The sequence below is a fragment of the Ferruginibacter sp. SUN106 genome (assembly GCF_050611765.1).
In the GTDB taxonomy this organism is placed as follows: Bacteria; Bacteroidota; Bacteroidia; order Chitinophagales; family Chitinophagaceae; genus Ferruginibacter.
Genome location: NZ_JBODJC010000001.1, coordinates 130,021 through 146,527, shown reverse-complemented (window position 1 = coordinate 146,527; position 16,507 = coordinate 130,021). Strand labels below are relative to the sequence as shown.

General features: G+C 37.4%; 15 protein-coding genes. 2 read left to right on the top strand and 13 right to left on the bottom strand.

What is annotated here, in order from left to right:
• Positions 1–60 precede the first annotated feature (60 nt).
• Positions 61–1,146, top strand: a complete 1,086-nt coding sequence (locus ACQ334_RS00535; protein WP_430986194.1) for a DUF695 domain-containing protein — start codon at positions 61–63, stop codon at positions 1,144–1,146.
• Between the two features lie 3 nt (positions 1,147–1,149).
• On the opposite strand, the gene ACQ334_RS00530 is transcribed toward ACQ334_RS00535, so the two are convergent.
• From ACQ334_RS00530 to ACQ334_RS00515, 4 genes are all read right to left on the bottom strand, one after another.
• Entirely contained in the window at positions 1,150–2,238 is a 1,089-nt protein-coding gene (locus ACQ334_RS00530) for an acyltransferase family protein (protein WP_430986193.1), read from the bottom strand.
• A 51-nt stretch (positions 2,239–2,289) separates the two neighbouring features.
• Positions 2,290–3,261: an NAD-dependent epimerase/dehydratase family protein gene (locus ACQ334_RS00525; protein WP_430986192.1), complete on the bottom strand. Its 972-nt coding sequence runs from the start codon at positions 3,259–3,261 to the stop codon at positions 2,290–2,292.
• 79 nt (positions 3,262–3,340) lie between these two features.
• Positions 3,341–3,952, bottom strand: coding sequence for an acetyltransferase (locus ACQ334_RS00520; RefSeq protein ID WP_430986191.1), 612 nt, complete (start codon positions 3,950–3,952; stop codon positions 3,341–3,343).
• A 10-nt stretch (positions 3,953–3,962) separates the two neighbouring features.
• Positions 3,963–5,141 carry a glycosyltransferase family 4 protein gene (locus tag ACQ334_RS00515; RefSeq protein WP_430986190.1) on the bottom strand — a complete coding sequence of 393 codons (1,179 nt, stop codon included), beginning with the start codon at positions 5,139–5,141 and terminating at the stop codon, positions 3,963–3,965.
• 169 nt (positions 5,142–5,310) lie between these two features.
• Between ACQ334_RS00515 and ACQ334_RS00510 the strand changes: the two genes are divergently transcribed.
• Complete coding sequence (locus ACQ334_RS00510; RefSeq protein WP_430986189.1) at positions 5,311–6,654, top strand: hypothetical protein; 1,344 nt, start codon at positions 5,311–5,313, stop codon at positions 6,652–6,654.
• An 18-nt stretch (positions 6,655–6,672) separates the two neighbouring features.
• On the opposite strand, the gene ACQ334_RS00505 is transcribed toward ACQ334_RS00510, so the two are convergent.
• The 9 genes from ACQ334_RS00505 to ACQ334_RS00465 all read right to left on the bottom strand — a co-directional run bounded on the left by ACQ334_RS00505 (position 6,673) and on the right by ACQ334_RS00465 (position 16,488).
• Positions 6,673–7,665: a glycosyltransferase family 2 protein gene (locus ACQ334_RS00505; RefSeq protein ID WP_430986188.1), complete on the bottom strand. Its 993-nt coding sequence runs from the start codon at positions 7,663–7,665 to the stop codon at positions 6,673–6,675.
• Between the two features lie 340 nt (positions 7,666–8,005).
• Entirely contained in the window at positions 8,006–8,809 is an 804-nt protein-coding gene (locus ACQ334_RS00500; protein WP_430986187.1) for a formyltransferase family protein, read from the bottom strand.
• The gene (locus tag ACQ334_RS00495) at positions 8,806–9,726 is read right to left on the bottom strand and encodes a polysaccharide deacetylase family protein (protein WP_430986186.1); all 921 of its coding nucleotides are present in this window, start codon (positions 9,724–9,726) and stop codon (positions 8,806–8,808) included. The genes ACQ334_RS00500 and ACQ334_RS00495 overlap by 4 nt, the downstream gene beginning before the upstream one ends.
• Before the next feature lie 76 nt (positions 9,727–9,802).
• Positions 9,803–10,966, bottom strand: a complete 1,164-nt coding sequence (gene glf, locus ACQ334_RS00490) for a UDP-galactopyranose mutase (protein ID WP_430986185.1) — start codon at positions 10,964–10,966, stop codon at positions 9,803–9,805.
• Positions 10,967–10,994: 28 nt separating this feature from the next.
• Positions 10,995–12,230, bottom strand: a complete 1,236-nt coding sequence (locus ACQ334_RS00485; protein WP_430986184.1) for a glycosyltransferase — start codon at positions 12,228–12,230, stop codon at positions 10,995–10,997.
• A 3-nt stretch (positions 12,231–12,233) separates the two neighbouring features.
• Positions 12,234–13,316 carry a glycosyltransferase gene (locus tag ACQ334_RS00480; protein ID WP_430986183.1) on the bottom strand — a complete coding sequence of 361 codons (1,083 nt, stop codon included), beginning with the start codon at positions 13,314–13,316 and terminating at the stop codon, positions 12,234–12,236.
• Between the two features lie 30 nt (positions 13,317–13,346).
• Positions 13,347–14,111, bottom strand: coding sequence for an FkbM family methyltransferase (locus ACQ334_RS00475; RefSeq protein ID WP_430986182.1), 765 nt, complete (start codon positions 14,109–14,111; stop codon positions 13,347–13,349).
• A 122-nt stretch (positions 14,112–14,233) separates the two neighbouring features.
• Positions 14,234–15,154: a glycosyltransferase family 2 protein gene (locus ACQ334_RS00470; RefSeq protein WP_430986181.1), complete on the bottom strand. Its 921-nt coding sequence runs from the start codon at positions 15,152–15,154 to the stop codon at positions 14,234–14,236.
• Between the two features lie 29 nt (positions 15,155–15,183).
• Entirely contained in the window at positions 15,184–16,488 is a 1,305-nt protein-coding gene (locus ACQ334_RS00465) for a lipopolysaccharide biosynthesis protein (protein ID WP_430986180.1), read from the bottom strand.
• Positions 16,489–16,507 lie beyond the last annotated feature (19 nt).

Genomic DNA, 16,507 nt, shown 5'->3' with positions numbered 1-16,507 from the left:
CCAATTTTAAGTTATACCGCTATCTTTATTTACTAAAACGTAAAAAACAGTTGTATTTGTATGAGTTTTCTTAAGAAATTATTCGGTGGTAAAAAAGCGCCGCAACCCATTGAGACCCCAACAGCATTCTGGAACTGGTTTTTACAGCAGGAACCGGGTTTCTATACCGCCATAAAATCCCAGGATAAAGCAGCCGAAAAGCTGCAACAGATAATCGATCAATTGCAGCAATTAAATCCCGAATTGTATGGTTTGGTAGGCATGTATGACGACAACACTGCAGAATTGATCATCACGCCTGATGGAGATATCAAAAACATTGCATTTGCGGAGGATATTGTTACTGCTGCCCCTGCTATAAAAGGCTGGAGAATTACTGCATTAAAACCTGAAACCGGGTTTGGTAAATCAACAATACGAATGAATGGCTATGATTTTAATAGTGAGAAAATTAAATTCTTTGCTATAACGGATCCGGGCAAGCCTGATGAAATTGAGATACATATTGTACATGAAGATTATGCCGCAGACAGGCACGATATAATTGGCAATGGTTCATTAATATATTTAGACAATGCCGTTGGAGAAATTATGATGGCTACCCAGATTGACGATATTTATTTTGACCCGCCGGGAGTAAACGAAGAATTGATTCCCATTGAAAAACTGAAAGACTATTTGATCTGGCGGGAAAAAGAATTTATAGAAAAATATGATGGCGTACGGTATGATACTGAAAATGACAATTATTCAGGATTGGAAGCAAAGGATGAAAATGACCTGCCGATGGTTGCAATCGTAAACCAGCAATTACTTTCCTGGGATGCCAAGGCTTCTCACCCATGGATGCTGGCCATTGATATTGCTTATAAAGGAAACGAAACAGGTATGCCCGATGAAACAACCTATGCCCTGATGGATAAATTTGAAGAAGCCCTCATGGAAAAACTGCACGATTTTGATGGTTATCTCAACGCAGGAAGGCAAACCTATAATAACGAGCGTACCATCTTTTTTGCCTGTAAAGAATTCAGAGAATGTTCAAGGGTAACTTTTGATTGTATTAAAGCCTTTCAAAACCAGTTGAGTATTTCTTATACTATTTACAAAGACAAATACTGGAAAACACTGGATCGTTTTCAGTAAAAATTATTTCCTTAATTTTTTAAGATAAGCCACAGAAGGTTTTTCTGTGATCATGTACAATGGTATTGTTAGTAATACTGCAATAATTACACCTGAATAATAAGGAATGCGGCTGTAAAAAACCAGGCTGCCGGTATACAAAGTAATTATAGAATAAGTGAGTAATAAAATGGGTAAATGATTCAGGTAAAGACTGTAACTGATATCACCCAGCTTCATTAGTAAATTGTTTTTCTTTTTTATAAAGTAGAGTATATAATCAAAAATAAAAAATGAAAAGATAAGCGTAACCATATCAGAGCATTTTTCTGACACCATTTTGTTAGATACATTAACGGCTACAAAAAAACCTGCAAGAATGACCAGGTAGAGTGTTTTGTTTTTAATTACCGCTCCTTTAGAATGATTGAAAAAATAATGGTACAGCAATAACCCCGCTGCAAAAAATACCTGGTAGTAAAATATCGTCCAGCCGGTTATTAAAAATAAGGTGGCAAATATTACAGCAGCCAGCAGGGTGGTATATTTATTCAGTTTGTTATAGATGGGAAATAAAATATAAAAAATAAGTTCGTGGCCTAAAGACCAGTACGCATAGTTAAAGCCGGCGTATTCTCCTTTATCTATAAAAAAAATAGTCTTAACCACCTGGCCTATTGAAAGATCGTTATAGGCATCGCTTAATCTTGTATTATATTCTCTTAAACTGCTGGTGTAAATTTGCGGATTGATATATTTTATACAGATCACCAGCATTGCAATGGACAATACCATAGAACATAAAAAAGGCCAATAAATTCTTATCAGCCTTATTTTATAAAAATTTGTCCAGGTATAATGATGACCGGAAAAGGAATGCTTAATAACAAACGCAGATAAAATAAAAAATACCACCACACATTCTTTACCACAGGAAGAAAGCATGTCTGCAGCAAATAAAGCATACCCGCCAAAGCCATGCAACCCTATTTCTTTATTATATACTGTACCACCAACCCAAAAAACATATTTGGCGTGAAATACCACCACCAGTAATGCTGCCAGCCCACGAACTATATGCAGGTATTTTATATTAGGCAGTATTGGGTTCATGCTGTCTTTATCATTGCTGCAATTCGTTACCGGGTATTGCAGTAATCAGTTTTATATATTCCTGAACTTAGGGCCGTAAGCGTCCTGTATGATTCCTGTTTTCATTAACGTATAAATTTCTTTTACTCCATCAGGAACTGTTTTGGTAATAGTAAAACCCAGTTCATTTTTTATTTTATCAAAGTTTACCCTGTAATCACGTGGGTCTTCGTTCATTTCTACATAATTCACTTTAACATTTGGCACCACTTTACAAACTTCTTCAATGATCATGCCTTTGTTATAATTCTCTTCGGTAGTACCTACATTAAATACATTGGATTTTACTTTTGCCTCATCGCTTTCTATTACCAATACTACTGCTCTTGCCAGGTCATCTACATGGCAATAAGGCCTCCAGAATTGTGCGCCCCATATTTCCTGTTCGCCTTTTTCTGCTGCGTTACGGGTAAATTCATTTACGGTAAGATCAAAACGTATCCGGGGAGAAAAACCATATACGGTACTGAAACGTAAAGCAGTGCTGCACATTTTAGTATCTTTTCTGTCGTTCATAATATAGTTCTCAAACTTAACTTTTAACTCTGCATAAAGACTAACCGGGTTCAATTCAGATGTTTCGGTAACAAAAGAATCGGGATCGGCCATTTTTCCATAGTTACTGCAGGTGCTGGCAAATACAAAACGTTTTACACCTGCTTTTTCTGCTGCTTCAAATAAAGCTACGCTGCCATCCCAGTTGGTGGTTTTAGCATCGTCGCTGAATTTTTTGCAGGCAGGGTCGCCAACAATTGCCGCTAAGTGCGCTATAGCATCAATGCCTTCAATAGCTTTTGCCACATCTGCTGCATTTCTAACATCACCTTTCAAAAATTCAAAATTAGGGTTCAGCATCACATCATACAATGCATCGCCGCCAAAATTTAAATTATCAAAGGCACGAACATTGTATCCTTTGCTTAATAACTGACGAACTAATACAGAACCAATATAACCGGCTCCGCCTGTAACTAAAACTTTCATAAGTATGTATATTTTTTGCGTGGCAAAGGTACAAAGAAGAGTTTGCAGTTTGCTGATTATAAACGATAAAACCTGTTGATTATTTTATTTGAGCAGGAACGCCAACTACTGTTACATTATCAGGCACATTTTTTAGCACCACAGCCCCGGCGCCTATCATAACGTTATTGCCAATGGAAACACCCTGTTTTACTACAGCATTGGCACCTACAAAACTGTTATGGCCCACTTTTACATTGCCGCATAAAACTGCCCCGGGAGCAATATGAGCAAAATCACCCACCACACATTCATGTTCTATGATGCAACCGGTATTGCAAATAGCGCCAATACCAATTTTAGCCAGGGGATTGATCACTGCATTGGCTGCTATCATTACGCCATCAGCTGCAATTACTGCCGAGGCATCTACTACAGCTGATGGATGAACAGCATTGGCAGGATATAATTTTTTTGCCGCAAGCAACCGGTAAACTTTCTCTCTTATTTTATTATCACCAATGGCAATAAAAAAACCGGCTGTTTCAAAAGCGGCTGTTGCAGCATCGCTGTTTTCTTTACCAAAATAGGATAGTGAAAACGGATTGTATTGCTTTTCTTCATTATCGCAATACCCTGTTACTTTTTTACCTGCAGCTGTAAATATGCCGTAAGCCACAAATGCATGACCGGAGTAGCCAATTAATATCATTACCGTAGTATTAGTTATTTAAATGTAGCAATGATTTATAGGTTGAAAGAATATTTTGCCAGATATTTTCACGTTGAAAATCTTTTTTAATTATTTCCACCAGTGCAGCTGACATAGTTTGCATTACTGCAGGGTTAGAAATAGCAAACTCAATCAGCTCTTCCATTTGCTGTTCGTTGGCGGTTTCAAAAATCAGGCCGGTTTGCTTATCCGATACAATATCTACATTGCCTGCAATGCGGCTGCAGATAACAGGCAACTGCATAGCGCCTGCCTGCAACAGTACGTTTGGAAATCCTTCTCTGTGTGAAGGAAACACAAAATAATCGGCGATGTGCATGAAATATTCTACCTGCTGCGTCCATTTAATATGAATGATGTTGTTATTGGTTTGTATCTGCTCCAATACTGTTGCAGGTAAAGGATCTAATTCCCCTTCAAAATCTCCCACCAGTATCAATTTTAAAGTGGCATGCTTTTTTTGCAGTGCAATAAATACATTTACCAGCTCTACAATACCTTTATCTGCCACCAACCTGCCAATGCAAAGCAGGTAAATATTTTCCGGGCTGTAATTAATACTGTCTTTTACTTGTTTAATTATATTTTCATCGAGTGCTGCTGTACTAAAACGATTGATATTAATACCATTGGTAGATCCTTTGCCAATAATGGATAATTTTTGCTTTGAAGTAAATTGATGATCAGTAATATACTGGTACAGCGAATAGCTGTTGGGCCATACATGACCAGCAGCGCTGTAAGTAAGCTTTTCAATAAATTTCAAGAGCTTCAATTTAGCACCCTTCTCTACCATTAACGGCATTCCGGCAACGGTATGAATCCTCACTTTTACGCCGGCAAATTTTGCAGCCATCATACCCAGCAAACCTGCTTTGGGCGTATGTGTATGTACAATATCAGGTTTTTCTTTTCTGAAAATTTTAATCAGCCGGATAAGGCATTTCAGATCCTGCCATGGTGTTATCTTTCTCGTCATGGGCACAACAATATGCCTGCATGCTTCGTTTTTAATAACATCATTCAGTTCCGGGCCATCAGCACTTATCATAATTACGTTAAAACCGTTCTGCTGCATAAACTTCATTTGCCCTGGTAATAAATAGCGTAATGCCATGGGCACTGTAGTAATGCGAATGAGTTTTTTATTGTTGTTGGTACTGGTCAAAACTGTACTTATAAAATTAATTGTTTAATAATTTTCTATTAAACTCAAAAATAAACGCATATTATTGAAAGAAAAATTAGAATTTAAGATAAATTTGAGTTTATTAAAATGCAATTGCAGCATATTGCTTTTTTAACAGCGCCATTTAACCTCCTAACATTTACGCTTCATGGGCATCTTCGAATTTGCTTTGTTTCCTTTTTATGTTGCCATCTTCTTTTTTATATTTAAATCTTTCAGGAAAAATTATACCGACCCGGTTCTAAAATTTTATCACCTGCAGGGTTTTTGGATAAAGACCCTGGTAGTATTGGTATTTGCCGTGTTTAACTGGAAAATTTCTATTGGTGATTCTTTTGTGTTGTATCAAACAGAAGGCAAACACCTGTACGACCTTATTCTTAAAGACTCTTCAAACATTAAATGGATCTTTACCCCGGCACCGGATTTTGATGAATCGTTGTTAAGCAATTCCTGGAATAAAGGCTACCTGCTTGGTGAAGCTAATTATATGGTAGTGCGGTTTGTTACCGTTTTTTCTTTTTTCACACTGGGTAAATATTTAATCACCAATCTTGTTTTTTCCATGCTGGCATTTACAGGTGCCTGGAAGTTGTTCCTGTTCTTTTATGAGCAATATCCGCACCTGCACCGCAAATTTGCCATTGCCATTTTATACCTTCCCACTTTTGTATTCTGGAGTTCGGGTGTATTGAAAGACAGTATTTGTATTGCGGCCATAGGATGGATCACTTATTCGCTGTACCAGTTATTTGTAAGAAAAAATGATATTGTAAAAAGCACTTTTTTATTAATCTTATTCGGCTATTTTCTCTGGGTGATAAAGCCCTATATCCTCATCTCTTATGTGCCTTTCTTTTTCCTTTACCTTATTTTAAAAAATGTAAACATGGTAAACAGTAAAGCTGTAAAGCTTGTACTGGCACCTGTACTTATCGTTGGTTGTGTTGTGGCGTTTTCAAAAATCATGACTAACCTGCAGGAAGAAATGGGGCAGTATGCCGTAGGCAGTATTTCCAAAAACATGAAAAGCTTAAACACTGCCTACGAAAATCAGAATACAGAAGGTACTTCTGCCTTCAGTTACGGAGTAGAGTTTGATGGAAGTGTAGGCCAGCTTGTAAAAATGGCACCGGTTTTTATCAGCACTACTTTTTTCAGGCCATTTTTATGGGAATCTAAAAAACTATCTACCTTATTATCATCACTGGAAGGTTTGGCATTAATGGTTTTTACAATGATCGTTTTTTTTAAAGCCGGCCTTAAAACTGTTTTTCAAACATTAACTAAAAATCCATTGGCTTTATATTGCTTTTTATTCTCCATGATCTTTGCCTTATTCGTTGGTGCTACTACTTTAAACTTTGGTACTCTATGCCGTTATAAGATCCCTTGTATGCCTTTCTTTGTTATTTCACTTTTTTTAATACAGGACGCCACCAAACAGAAAAAAGAAAACCTGCTTAAAAATAAGCAGGTTGTAAATGTGTAGTTTTCGAGGGTTTAATTCTTACCTGGTCTGCATTTTCTTCACCATGGTTGATGGTGTAAATAACATGGACCAAATATTTTTTACAGTGTGTATAAAACTGCTGTTAGAAGTATTTTCTGCTTTTAATTTTAATTTATCAAGAATAAAGGCAGGTGTTGCAGTAAAGTTGTTGGCTACTGCATCTGTTGCCGGCCAAAAAATAAAACTTAGTTTTTTTAACTTATCGGTTTTTTGAAATACCAGTACAATACCTGCCAGCGCTGCTAAAAAGCAACCGTAATTAATTGATGCAATGATCTTGTTACTGAATTTAGCTTTGTGAATGTGCAGGCGGTTACGGATATAGAAATACATCTTCCATGCTGTTTTATAATCCCAGTCCTGCTTAAACGAAAATGTAGCAGCCGGATGATAATGTATGCTGCCGGTAACTGTACAAACCGGAATAGTATTTCTCTTTACTATCCTGTAATAGTATTCTGTTTCATCGCCCCATAAAAAAAACTGTGCTTTAGGTACGCCTACTCTTTCTACAATGCGGCGGTTAATAAATGTGCCGTTGAAAGGATGGCCGATACCTTCAATAATATTGCCAGGTACTTCATCTAAAGTTTTATGGCCACCCGTATTCCATACAAAAGATTTTTTATCGTCTTTATTAATTACCGCACAGTTTAATAATGTTAAGTCGTTACATTCCACTGCCAGTAATTGTTCCAGCGCATCTTCCTTCGGTGCTCCGTCATCATCCATACACCATATCCATTCATAACCTTTTTTATAGCCTGCCTGGATAGCGGTACTAAAACCTCCTGCGCCGCCAATGTTTTTTTGATTGATAGTGATAACATCTGTTTGTTGCTGCAACCATTGTTCTGTAGTATCTGTGCTGCCGTTATTTACAACAAGTATGGCATCTGGTTTACGGGTTTGGTTACGTAGTGCGTTGATGCATTCAGATAAAAGTGCCTGACGGTTGTAGGTTACAACCACTGCAATTACCTTTTCCATAGGTGGGTAATTTGGTTTTAAATAGATTTGGACAGTACTATAACGGCACTTAAAATCGATTATTGTACAGGCGTTAAAAAAAACATAAAACGCTGATTAGCAAATCAATTTATACGCAAAAACAGGTGTTCGCATAGTTATTTTACTACGTGTTTTTACCATAAAAAACCACAGCCTTTTTTCGCTAAAAACTACTTCACGGGGCAGTGTACACCCTTAATGCGGTTAACTTGTATTGTAAAAAGATTTTGCATTGCAGCATCAGCTGCAATATTTAAAACAAGGAATTGAAAAGTAGGAAAAATAGTTTAAAACTTTTACTGCTGCTGGTACAGTTAGTTTATAGTGGTATCGTTTTTAAGGCAGCCTGTGTTTTTTTGTATGCTTCGCTGTTGATCGTTTTTTTAAACTGCTTAAAATTATTTTTAAGGTTAAACCTTTCTTTCAATGTCCATTGCCTGGTATAATAGGTAGTACCTGCAGCAATATCGCCTTGTTTAACATTGGGCCTTTTACCTTCAATTAATTTTTCCACTGCTCTTACATACAGGTCGTGTCCGTGTTCCATCACTTTGATATGCACATCTAACAAACTTTCTGTGCCATTAAAGCTGGTGCATTCTGTAGTAATGATATTGCCTGTATCAATACCCTTATCTATCCACATAATGGTATTGCCTATCATGGGCAACTGGTTGGTGGCAATGCACCAGTTGGTACAGTTAGGCCCCCCTTTTATATAGGGCGATAAACCGGTATGCAAATTTAAAATGCCTATCGAGGGACTTAATCCTAATAGTTTTTCTTTTACCAGCCTTGTACCTGAAACAATAATAATATCGGGATCAATTTCTTTGGTAAAATTATATGCTGCATCAGAGTTGATGTTTTCTACTTCTATTATTTTTGCAGCAGGATAATCTTTGTATTGCTTTTCATACTGCCCCAGCATACCAAACCAGGCATTGGTGATCTGTGGTAAAAAGAGTTTATCAATTATTTTTTCACAGATCTTTTTAACGGTTATCTTCCGCTGCCCTTTTCTTTTTTCAATAATTATTCCCGATACGCCAAACCTGGCGGCAATTTTATTGGCTAATGCTTTTTGATTGGACTGGCCATCCATCCACATTACAATTTTCATCGGTAGCGTATTATTTTTTTTATGTTTTCTAAAATATGGGTGATCCGCAATACATTTTTCCACCAGGGTTCATTGTTCAATGAAATTCTCGGAATCTCAAAAATATCATCCTTTGCAGGATCATACATATCCTGCTTTACAGCAAGGCCCATGGTATAGCCTGCAGCTTTACTCATTTTTATAGTAGTGGCATTATAACTACCACCCGGGTAAGATATCGTAACAGGAAAATGCCCCAGCTTTTGTTCTATAACTTTTGCGGAATGCAATAATTCATTTTGCAATTCGGCTTCATCAGTAACCGTTGCCAGCATACAATGTGTGGTGGTATGCGATCCGATATAGTGGCCTTTATTCTTAAGTACTTTCAGGTCTTCCCAATTCATCATCAATGGCGGAATGGTAATATCGGTATAGGTATCCACCACTCTTTGCATTACTTCAACTCTTTGTGCATTGGGAATTGTTTTTAAAAACGGTACCAGCTTTCTTTCGTAGGCCAGCCTGCTTTCTTCTGTATCTAATGATGTTACCCTGTATTCCGGTGGCAGAAAATCAAAATCGATATTTATTTTTTTGATTGCCGTAAACTGAAAACAGTATTCAAAAATATGTGTCCAGGTAGGCATATTATTTTCAATACAATCAATCACCACATAAAACGAAGCCTTGCAATTATATTTTTCCAGTATGGGAGCGGCGTAAACAATATTGTCTTTGTAGCCATCGTCAAAACTGATTGTGGCCAGTTTTTTTTTGCCGGCTTGTACTTTACCTGCAATAAGATCTTCCAGTAAAACCACCTGGTAATGCGCCGAAATATACCGGATACATTTATCAAACAAGGGCACATCCATCGGGTCCCAGAGTTTATCTCTTTCAGGACTAACCCGGTGAAACAGAAAATTTCTTATCATGATGGAAGTGCTTTGAAATCAGTTTATTTATTTTATGCTGCGGAACGCTTTTATCATTACTCAGCACAATCAGTATTTAATTTTCTACATTAGGAAAAGCTGTAAGCACAGCCTCTCCGGCATCAGCCTTTATAAACAACTTTGCATACTCCAGTGCTTCGCCTATTACATGATGCATATCCATATACCTGTACGTAGCCAGCCTGCCTAAAAAAGATATTTTTTGTTCCTTTTCTGCATCGCTGCGGTATTGCAGTAAAAGTGTTTTATCGTCAGTAAGCCGCTTTGGGTAATAAGGCACATCAGTTGCTTCTGTTTCTTTACTGAACTCTTTAAAGTAAACCGTTTGATCATGTTTTTCCCAGGGTGCAAAATGTTTGTGTTCATGTACACGGGTGTAGGGCACATCATCATCGCAATAATTAATTACTGCATTTCCCTGGTAGTCTCCCTGCGCCACATGTTTTTCAAAAGTTACGGTGCGGTAACCCAGCTTACCATATTTATACTCATAAAAAGCATCAATAGGCCCGGTATAAAATATATGGTCGTAGTTGTTTAATACATCTTTACTAAACTGGAATTTTTCATTAAGCGTTACCGTTATTTTAGTACTCTCTAAAAGTTTTTCTATTAATTCAGTGTAACCATTTACAGGAATACCCTGGTAAGGATTGTTATAATAATTATCATCGTAATTAAATCTTACCGGTAATCTTTTTAAAATAGACGCCGGTAATGCTGATGGTTCGCAACCCCATTGCTTTTTTGTATAGCCATAAAAAAAAGCTTTGTACAGGTCTTTACCAATAAATTTCAATGCCTGCTCTTCAAAAGATTGTGGTTCGCCAATGCTGGTATCTGCCTGCGTGGCTATAAAATCTTTTGCTTCGGCCGGGTTATAGGATTGATTAAAAAACTGGTTGATGGTATGCAGGTTAACCGGCAGCGAATAAATTTTGCCTTTGTATTTTGCTTTTACCCGGTTAACAAAAGGCTTAAACTCTACAAAGCTGTTCACAAAATCCCAGATCTCTTTTTTATCGGTATTAAAAATATGCGGCCCGTATTCATGCACCATCACGCCGGTTGCAGCATCTCGTTTGGTGTGGCAGTTGCCGCCAATATGATCTCTTTCATCCCAGATATCAATATGGCAATCCAAACTATTGCTAAGCTGGTTGGCCAGCACCGCACCTGAAAAGCCAGCTCCCACAATTAAATATTTTTTACTCATCATTAATCAAATTTATAAACGAACAACAGTATTATGCTAAAACTTTTTTATACACATCGGCGTAAACCTGCACCGTTTTATCAAGACTATAAAATTCTTCTGCACCTGCTCTTATTTTACCTGCATCAAATATAGTTGCAGGGTCGGCCATTTTACCGGCGATAGCATTCATTTCATCCGCTGTAAAATTATCCAGTACAAAACCGCCGTTGTATTTTTCTATAATTTCTTTTACATCACCTACACCACTGTTGGCAATTACAGGAATACCCATAGCCATTATTTCACCATGCTTTGTAGGTGATGAAGATAATTTTGAATAACAGGCTTTAATAAAAAATAAAGAATAGGTACTGAAAGATAATAACACCGGTACTTCGTGACGCTTGCCAAATTTCACCATTATTTTTTCTGCAGGAATACCAAATTCATTGGCGGCATTAATAATATCCTGGTGATTATTGTTAGAGATGAATAAGAATTTTGCTTCCGGTTTTTTTTGTAACAATGCTTTGCAAAACTGCAGCATCTCTTTGGTTAAATACCAGCCGCCAATAGAACCCAGGTAGCTTAAAATAAAATCATTGTCGGCAATGCCCAGTTCTTTTTTAAAGCCGGCTTTAAGTTCAGGGTCAATGGCAGCAGTATTAAACAGGTCCAGGTCAACACTGCAGGGCACCACATCAACCTGCACCGGTTGCGGCACATTCTTCCATTTTAATATTTCTTCTTTACCCTTGTAAGTAAGGCAGGTATTATAATCGGCCACTCTTACACATTCATCTTCTTTACCTCTGAAAAAATTATATACTGTTTTGTACAAAGGATTTTTTAAATTCCACATGCCGCCATCCACACGTTCATCTGCCCAAAAGCCACGGATATCATTCATGAATTTAATGCCCAGTTTTTTCTTCAGATACAAAGCAACTAATTGCGGTAGCCCCGGCCTTGTATGCACCATATCAAAAGGGCGGATGCGATGTAATTTTTTTGCAGTTTGTTTCAGCTTTAAATAATCATATACCGATGATAACACCGGCGGATTTTTATGATAAGGAATAGAGGTCCATTGAATACCATAAGGCGCCATCAGTTTTTCCACGTAGGTTTTGTTGGCCGCATATTTTTCCGGCTTATCACAACTTAAAATGGTAAACTCATACCCTTCTTTTGTAAGTCCTGCCAGGTAAGGAATCACCTGGCTTTGCCCTAAGGGATCTGTCATGCCATCGTAAGAAATAAATAGTACATGCTTTTTACTCACAGCTTAGTTATTGTTTAGTGCTTCTGTATAAATTTTACGCAAATTGCTGATATTATGTGTTAATGTAAAATTCTCAATTACCCTTTCTTTGGCAGCTACTGCCATTTGATGCAGCTTGTTACTATCTGCAGCTAATGCTTTTAATTGCGCCACAAAATCATCGGTGTTGGTAAGATCAAAATAAACAGCCGTGTCCTCACACTGTTCTTTAAAAGATTTGATATTGCTTAACAATAATGGAATACTCATTGCCATGGCTTCCAGCACACCTAAAGAAAAGCCTTCAAAAGTAGAAGACATGGTAAACAGGTCGTATGCCGGTATAATGGTTTCCACATTACTTACAATACCTTTTAATACCACGTTAGCACCGGTTTCCTGTATGCGTTGTTCCAGTAATTGCTTTTTATCACCTTCGCCATAAATGTGCAGTTCAAAAGGCTCGCCTTTAAGTTTTGCAAATGCTTCTACAAGATACTGGTGATTTTTTTGTTCTCTTAACGCACCAACAGATATCAGCCTGAACATTGCAGGCGGCGTTGTTCCAATGGATTTGGCAACAGCATTAAAGCGGGCTATATCTACAAAAGTGTACAGCACATAAGCTTTGTAAGGTTTTATTTTTAAAAAAGAAAAGTACTCTTCCATAGCACCTTTGGCTACCACAATGATTATGCTTTTTCTAAAACGATAAGTCAATTTATCAATCAGGCGAACGTGCCGGTTTTTATACTCTACCGAAGAAGCAATAAAGGCATGAATGGTTGTAATTAAAGGTATGCGCCCGGGCACAGCTAAGCGGCCGATAGCAGTAGGCCAGAAAAGATGCGTATGCACAAGGTCGGGCTTTTCAGCTTTGATAAGTTTTTTAAATCTTATGATGGCTAAAGGCAGCTGGTATAATGATGTAAGATTAAGGCAGATGAGTTTATCACATTGCAATTCGGCACCAAAGCGGTTGGCAGGAAAAAGTGTAACCACCACATGTTCATATTCCGTTAATTCCTTAATTACCCTCACCATCATGGTTTCGGCACCACCACGGGTAAGGTCGTAAATAAAATGAACAATTTTTTTTTTCACCATCAGATTTTGAAGAAAGAAAATGGTATACGCTTATAAAGGCAACAGGTGCAGGTCAATCATTTCTGTATTGGCACAAAATTCATCTCTCGAAATAGGCTTGTTGTTATAAGAAATACTGTAATTCAGTTTCAGTATGTAATCATAAATATCTTCTACCCTATCGCCTTTTGCTTTAATAGGTATTGGATGAATAGCCAGTATACAAGCTGGTTTTTGAGTAGTAAAAGTATTAGTACCGCCACGTAAAGCATCATACTCGGCACCTTCCACATCAATTTTTATAAAACTTACATTGGTTATTTTTTTTGCTGCTACAAAATTATCTATCGTGGTCATGTCCACTTCAATGCCGGTAAGTTTCCGGTCGTCTTTGTAAGAAACAAGGCTGTTACTGTTATCAATTTTATCATCTGATACAAAGAAAGTGATCTTACCTTCCTGGTTAGACATTGCTTTTTGCACCGGTTCAATTACGGCTTCTTTGCTATTGATACGGATAGTTTTTTTAAGAAACTCTGTAGTGGAAGGAGAGGGTTCAAATGAAAATATTTTTCCTTTATCGCCTGTAACTTCCGAAGCGATAACAGAGAACAAACCAATATGAGCACCGATATCCAATACGGTACTGGCTGGTTTTGCCTGGGCGGTTAAAAAAGAAAAATTTTCTTTTTCATAATCCGATGGAAAGTAATTGATAAAGCGGGTGGGTATTTTAACCGAATAGCCGTTGAATTTTTTTCTTAGTCCTGTGCCAAGGGTAAATAGGTCAATAATCCTGTAAACAAGTTCTTTCATCAGATGGGGGCTATTTTAATGGTTTAAAAGAAGAATTTAAAGTTATGCTAAACGTAATAAAAAATACAAAAATTGTATTGGCCAATAAATAAACCGGTACTGTTATGCACCAATACGAACTATTATTTTACCAGGTACCTCAGGTAATGTTTGGCTGCAAACTTAAGGCGGTAGCCAATGGAATGCATACTCACATAATACCGTCTTACTCCTTCATGCAAAGTAAGCGGAATGGCAGTTACAGCAATATGATCGGCTAAAGCTTCTTTTTGGGTAAACCTGTCATCGGGCAAACAGTTGGTGCCGCTGCCATCGTGGCCAATATTATCTACCAACGATTTTTTAGGGTATAAACAAAGCCCGTCGTGTAAAAAAACGATGGAGTGCCAGATGGTATTCCAGCTGAATTGTTTTTTGGCAACAGCTTTCAGTCCCCAGTAAAATTCAAAAGTACCATCCATGTTTAATTTTTTGATATTGCCTTTGGCAGTAATGGCTTTTCTTACGGCCAATGCATCGGTGGTATATTTATCCCAGGCTCTTTTCCAGGTGCCCCAGCCCCAGGTGGTGGTATGATAATAAAAATAAGTGGAGGCTTCTACTTTATCAACAGCCGGTTGCAGATCGGGCCTGGTATAGGCACTCACATGCATTACCTGCGGTGTGTTTTCATAAAAATCTAATGCATCATTCATATAGGTTAAAAAGCCTGGCGACAAAATACCATCATCTTCCAATGCAATGATCTTACCGTATTCACTTACAATTTTTGTGATGCCTTCTATATTGGCTTTAAACATACCCTTATTAACTTCAGAAGCCATGATATGTACTTCCTTGCACCATTTTTTTTGGGCCACCACTTCACGTACTGCTGCAATGGCTGCTTTGGTTTCTTCGCTGGCACCGGCTTTAGGGCCATCAACAAATATCCATAATACAGATTCATCAGCAAGTACATTCTTGCTTAATGATTCCAGTGCAAGCCGGGTATGTTCGGGCCTGTTGTAGGCAAAAAATGCAATAGGTGCCAGTTGTCGCATAAGATAGATCAGGTTCTTGTTCTTGTAAGTTATTCCGCTACAGCGGGTATTATTTTTTTAGTCAGTGTATCCTTAATTATTTTTTGCGCAAAAATAATAATCAGCAAACTGAAAATGATCGTGTTGATAAGGCTTGCCAGCGCATCACCTAAAATAAGAAAATTTTTCACCATAATAATATTCACGGTAATAGAACAGGCCAGTGAGATCAATGTAACCTTCAGTATTTTTCTTTTTTGTTTATGGTATAATAAAAAGAGGAATAAAAAATAATTCAATCCCCAGATGTATGATGCCAGTGCCACCAGGAAAAAATATTTGATACCTGATAAATACACTTTATCAATTAAAAAATAATAAGCAAATAAAACTACCAGTATACAGGCTACTGATAAACCTGTAAGCATCATAAAGTACCTTAAGAAATCTCTCTTGGCAGTTTGTATTGTAGCTTCCCCTTTGCTAATGGATTTATACAATTGCGGTTGGGCGTACAATAAAATACTCTGGGAAACAACACCGATCATGGTGCCAAATACGCAGGCAATAGAATAAATACCCAGCTGGTATTTATCTACATTATAAATAGCCAGGAATAATTTATTGGAAGTACCCAGCATAAACACACAGAGCTGAAAAGCAAAAATGGGCACGCCAAATTTCAATTCATCTATCAGTTGTGTTTTTTTAAATTGGAAACTGATGTATTTATTTTTTATGTAGTAAACCACTGCAATTAAATTAACCACGATCAACGAAATGGCAATACCCCATATCCTGCCCATCCAGCCGGTAAGAAAAAAAACGATCAGCACCACGGATACGGCATACTCAATGATTGATTTGGAAATGCCCATTATAGCAAAACGTTTCACTTCATTGCGATTTCTTATTAGTGCAAACAATTGCTCGCCTGAAAATATAAGGAATGCCAGGCCGGGAAGAATAAAAACAAATGAAGTAGGAAACTGGAATTTCTGCTGCAGCATATCCCTGAAAATAAACAGCAATATTGCTGCCAATGCAGCCATCAAAAATGAAATGATAAAACTGCTGGTAAAAGAAGCAGCAAAATCGCTTTCTGATTTTTTGTAAAAATCTGCCGTGCAGGATTGTATCATACCCAAAGAAACAAATGGTGCCAGCAAGATCATATTACTGGAAAAAAGGCTTAGTAAACCATTATCAGTGGGTGATAAATAAAGTGGGTTGGTAAACAGCGGTATCAGCAAAAAAGAGATCCCCTTCGAAAAAAAATTGGTAAATATGTAAGTACCCACTGATTTGAAAGCCGGATTTTTTAATCCCTCTCTTACCTGGCTGGTGATTGACATATTTACCTTGATGAGTTAG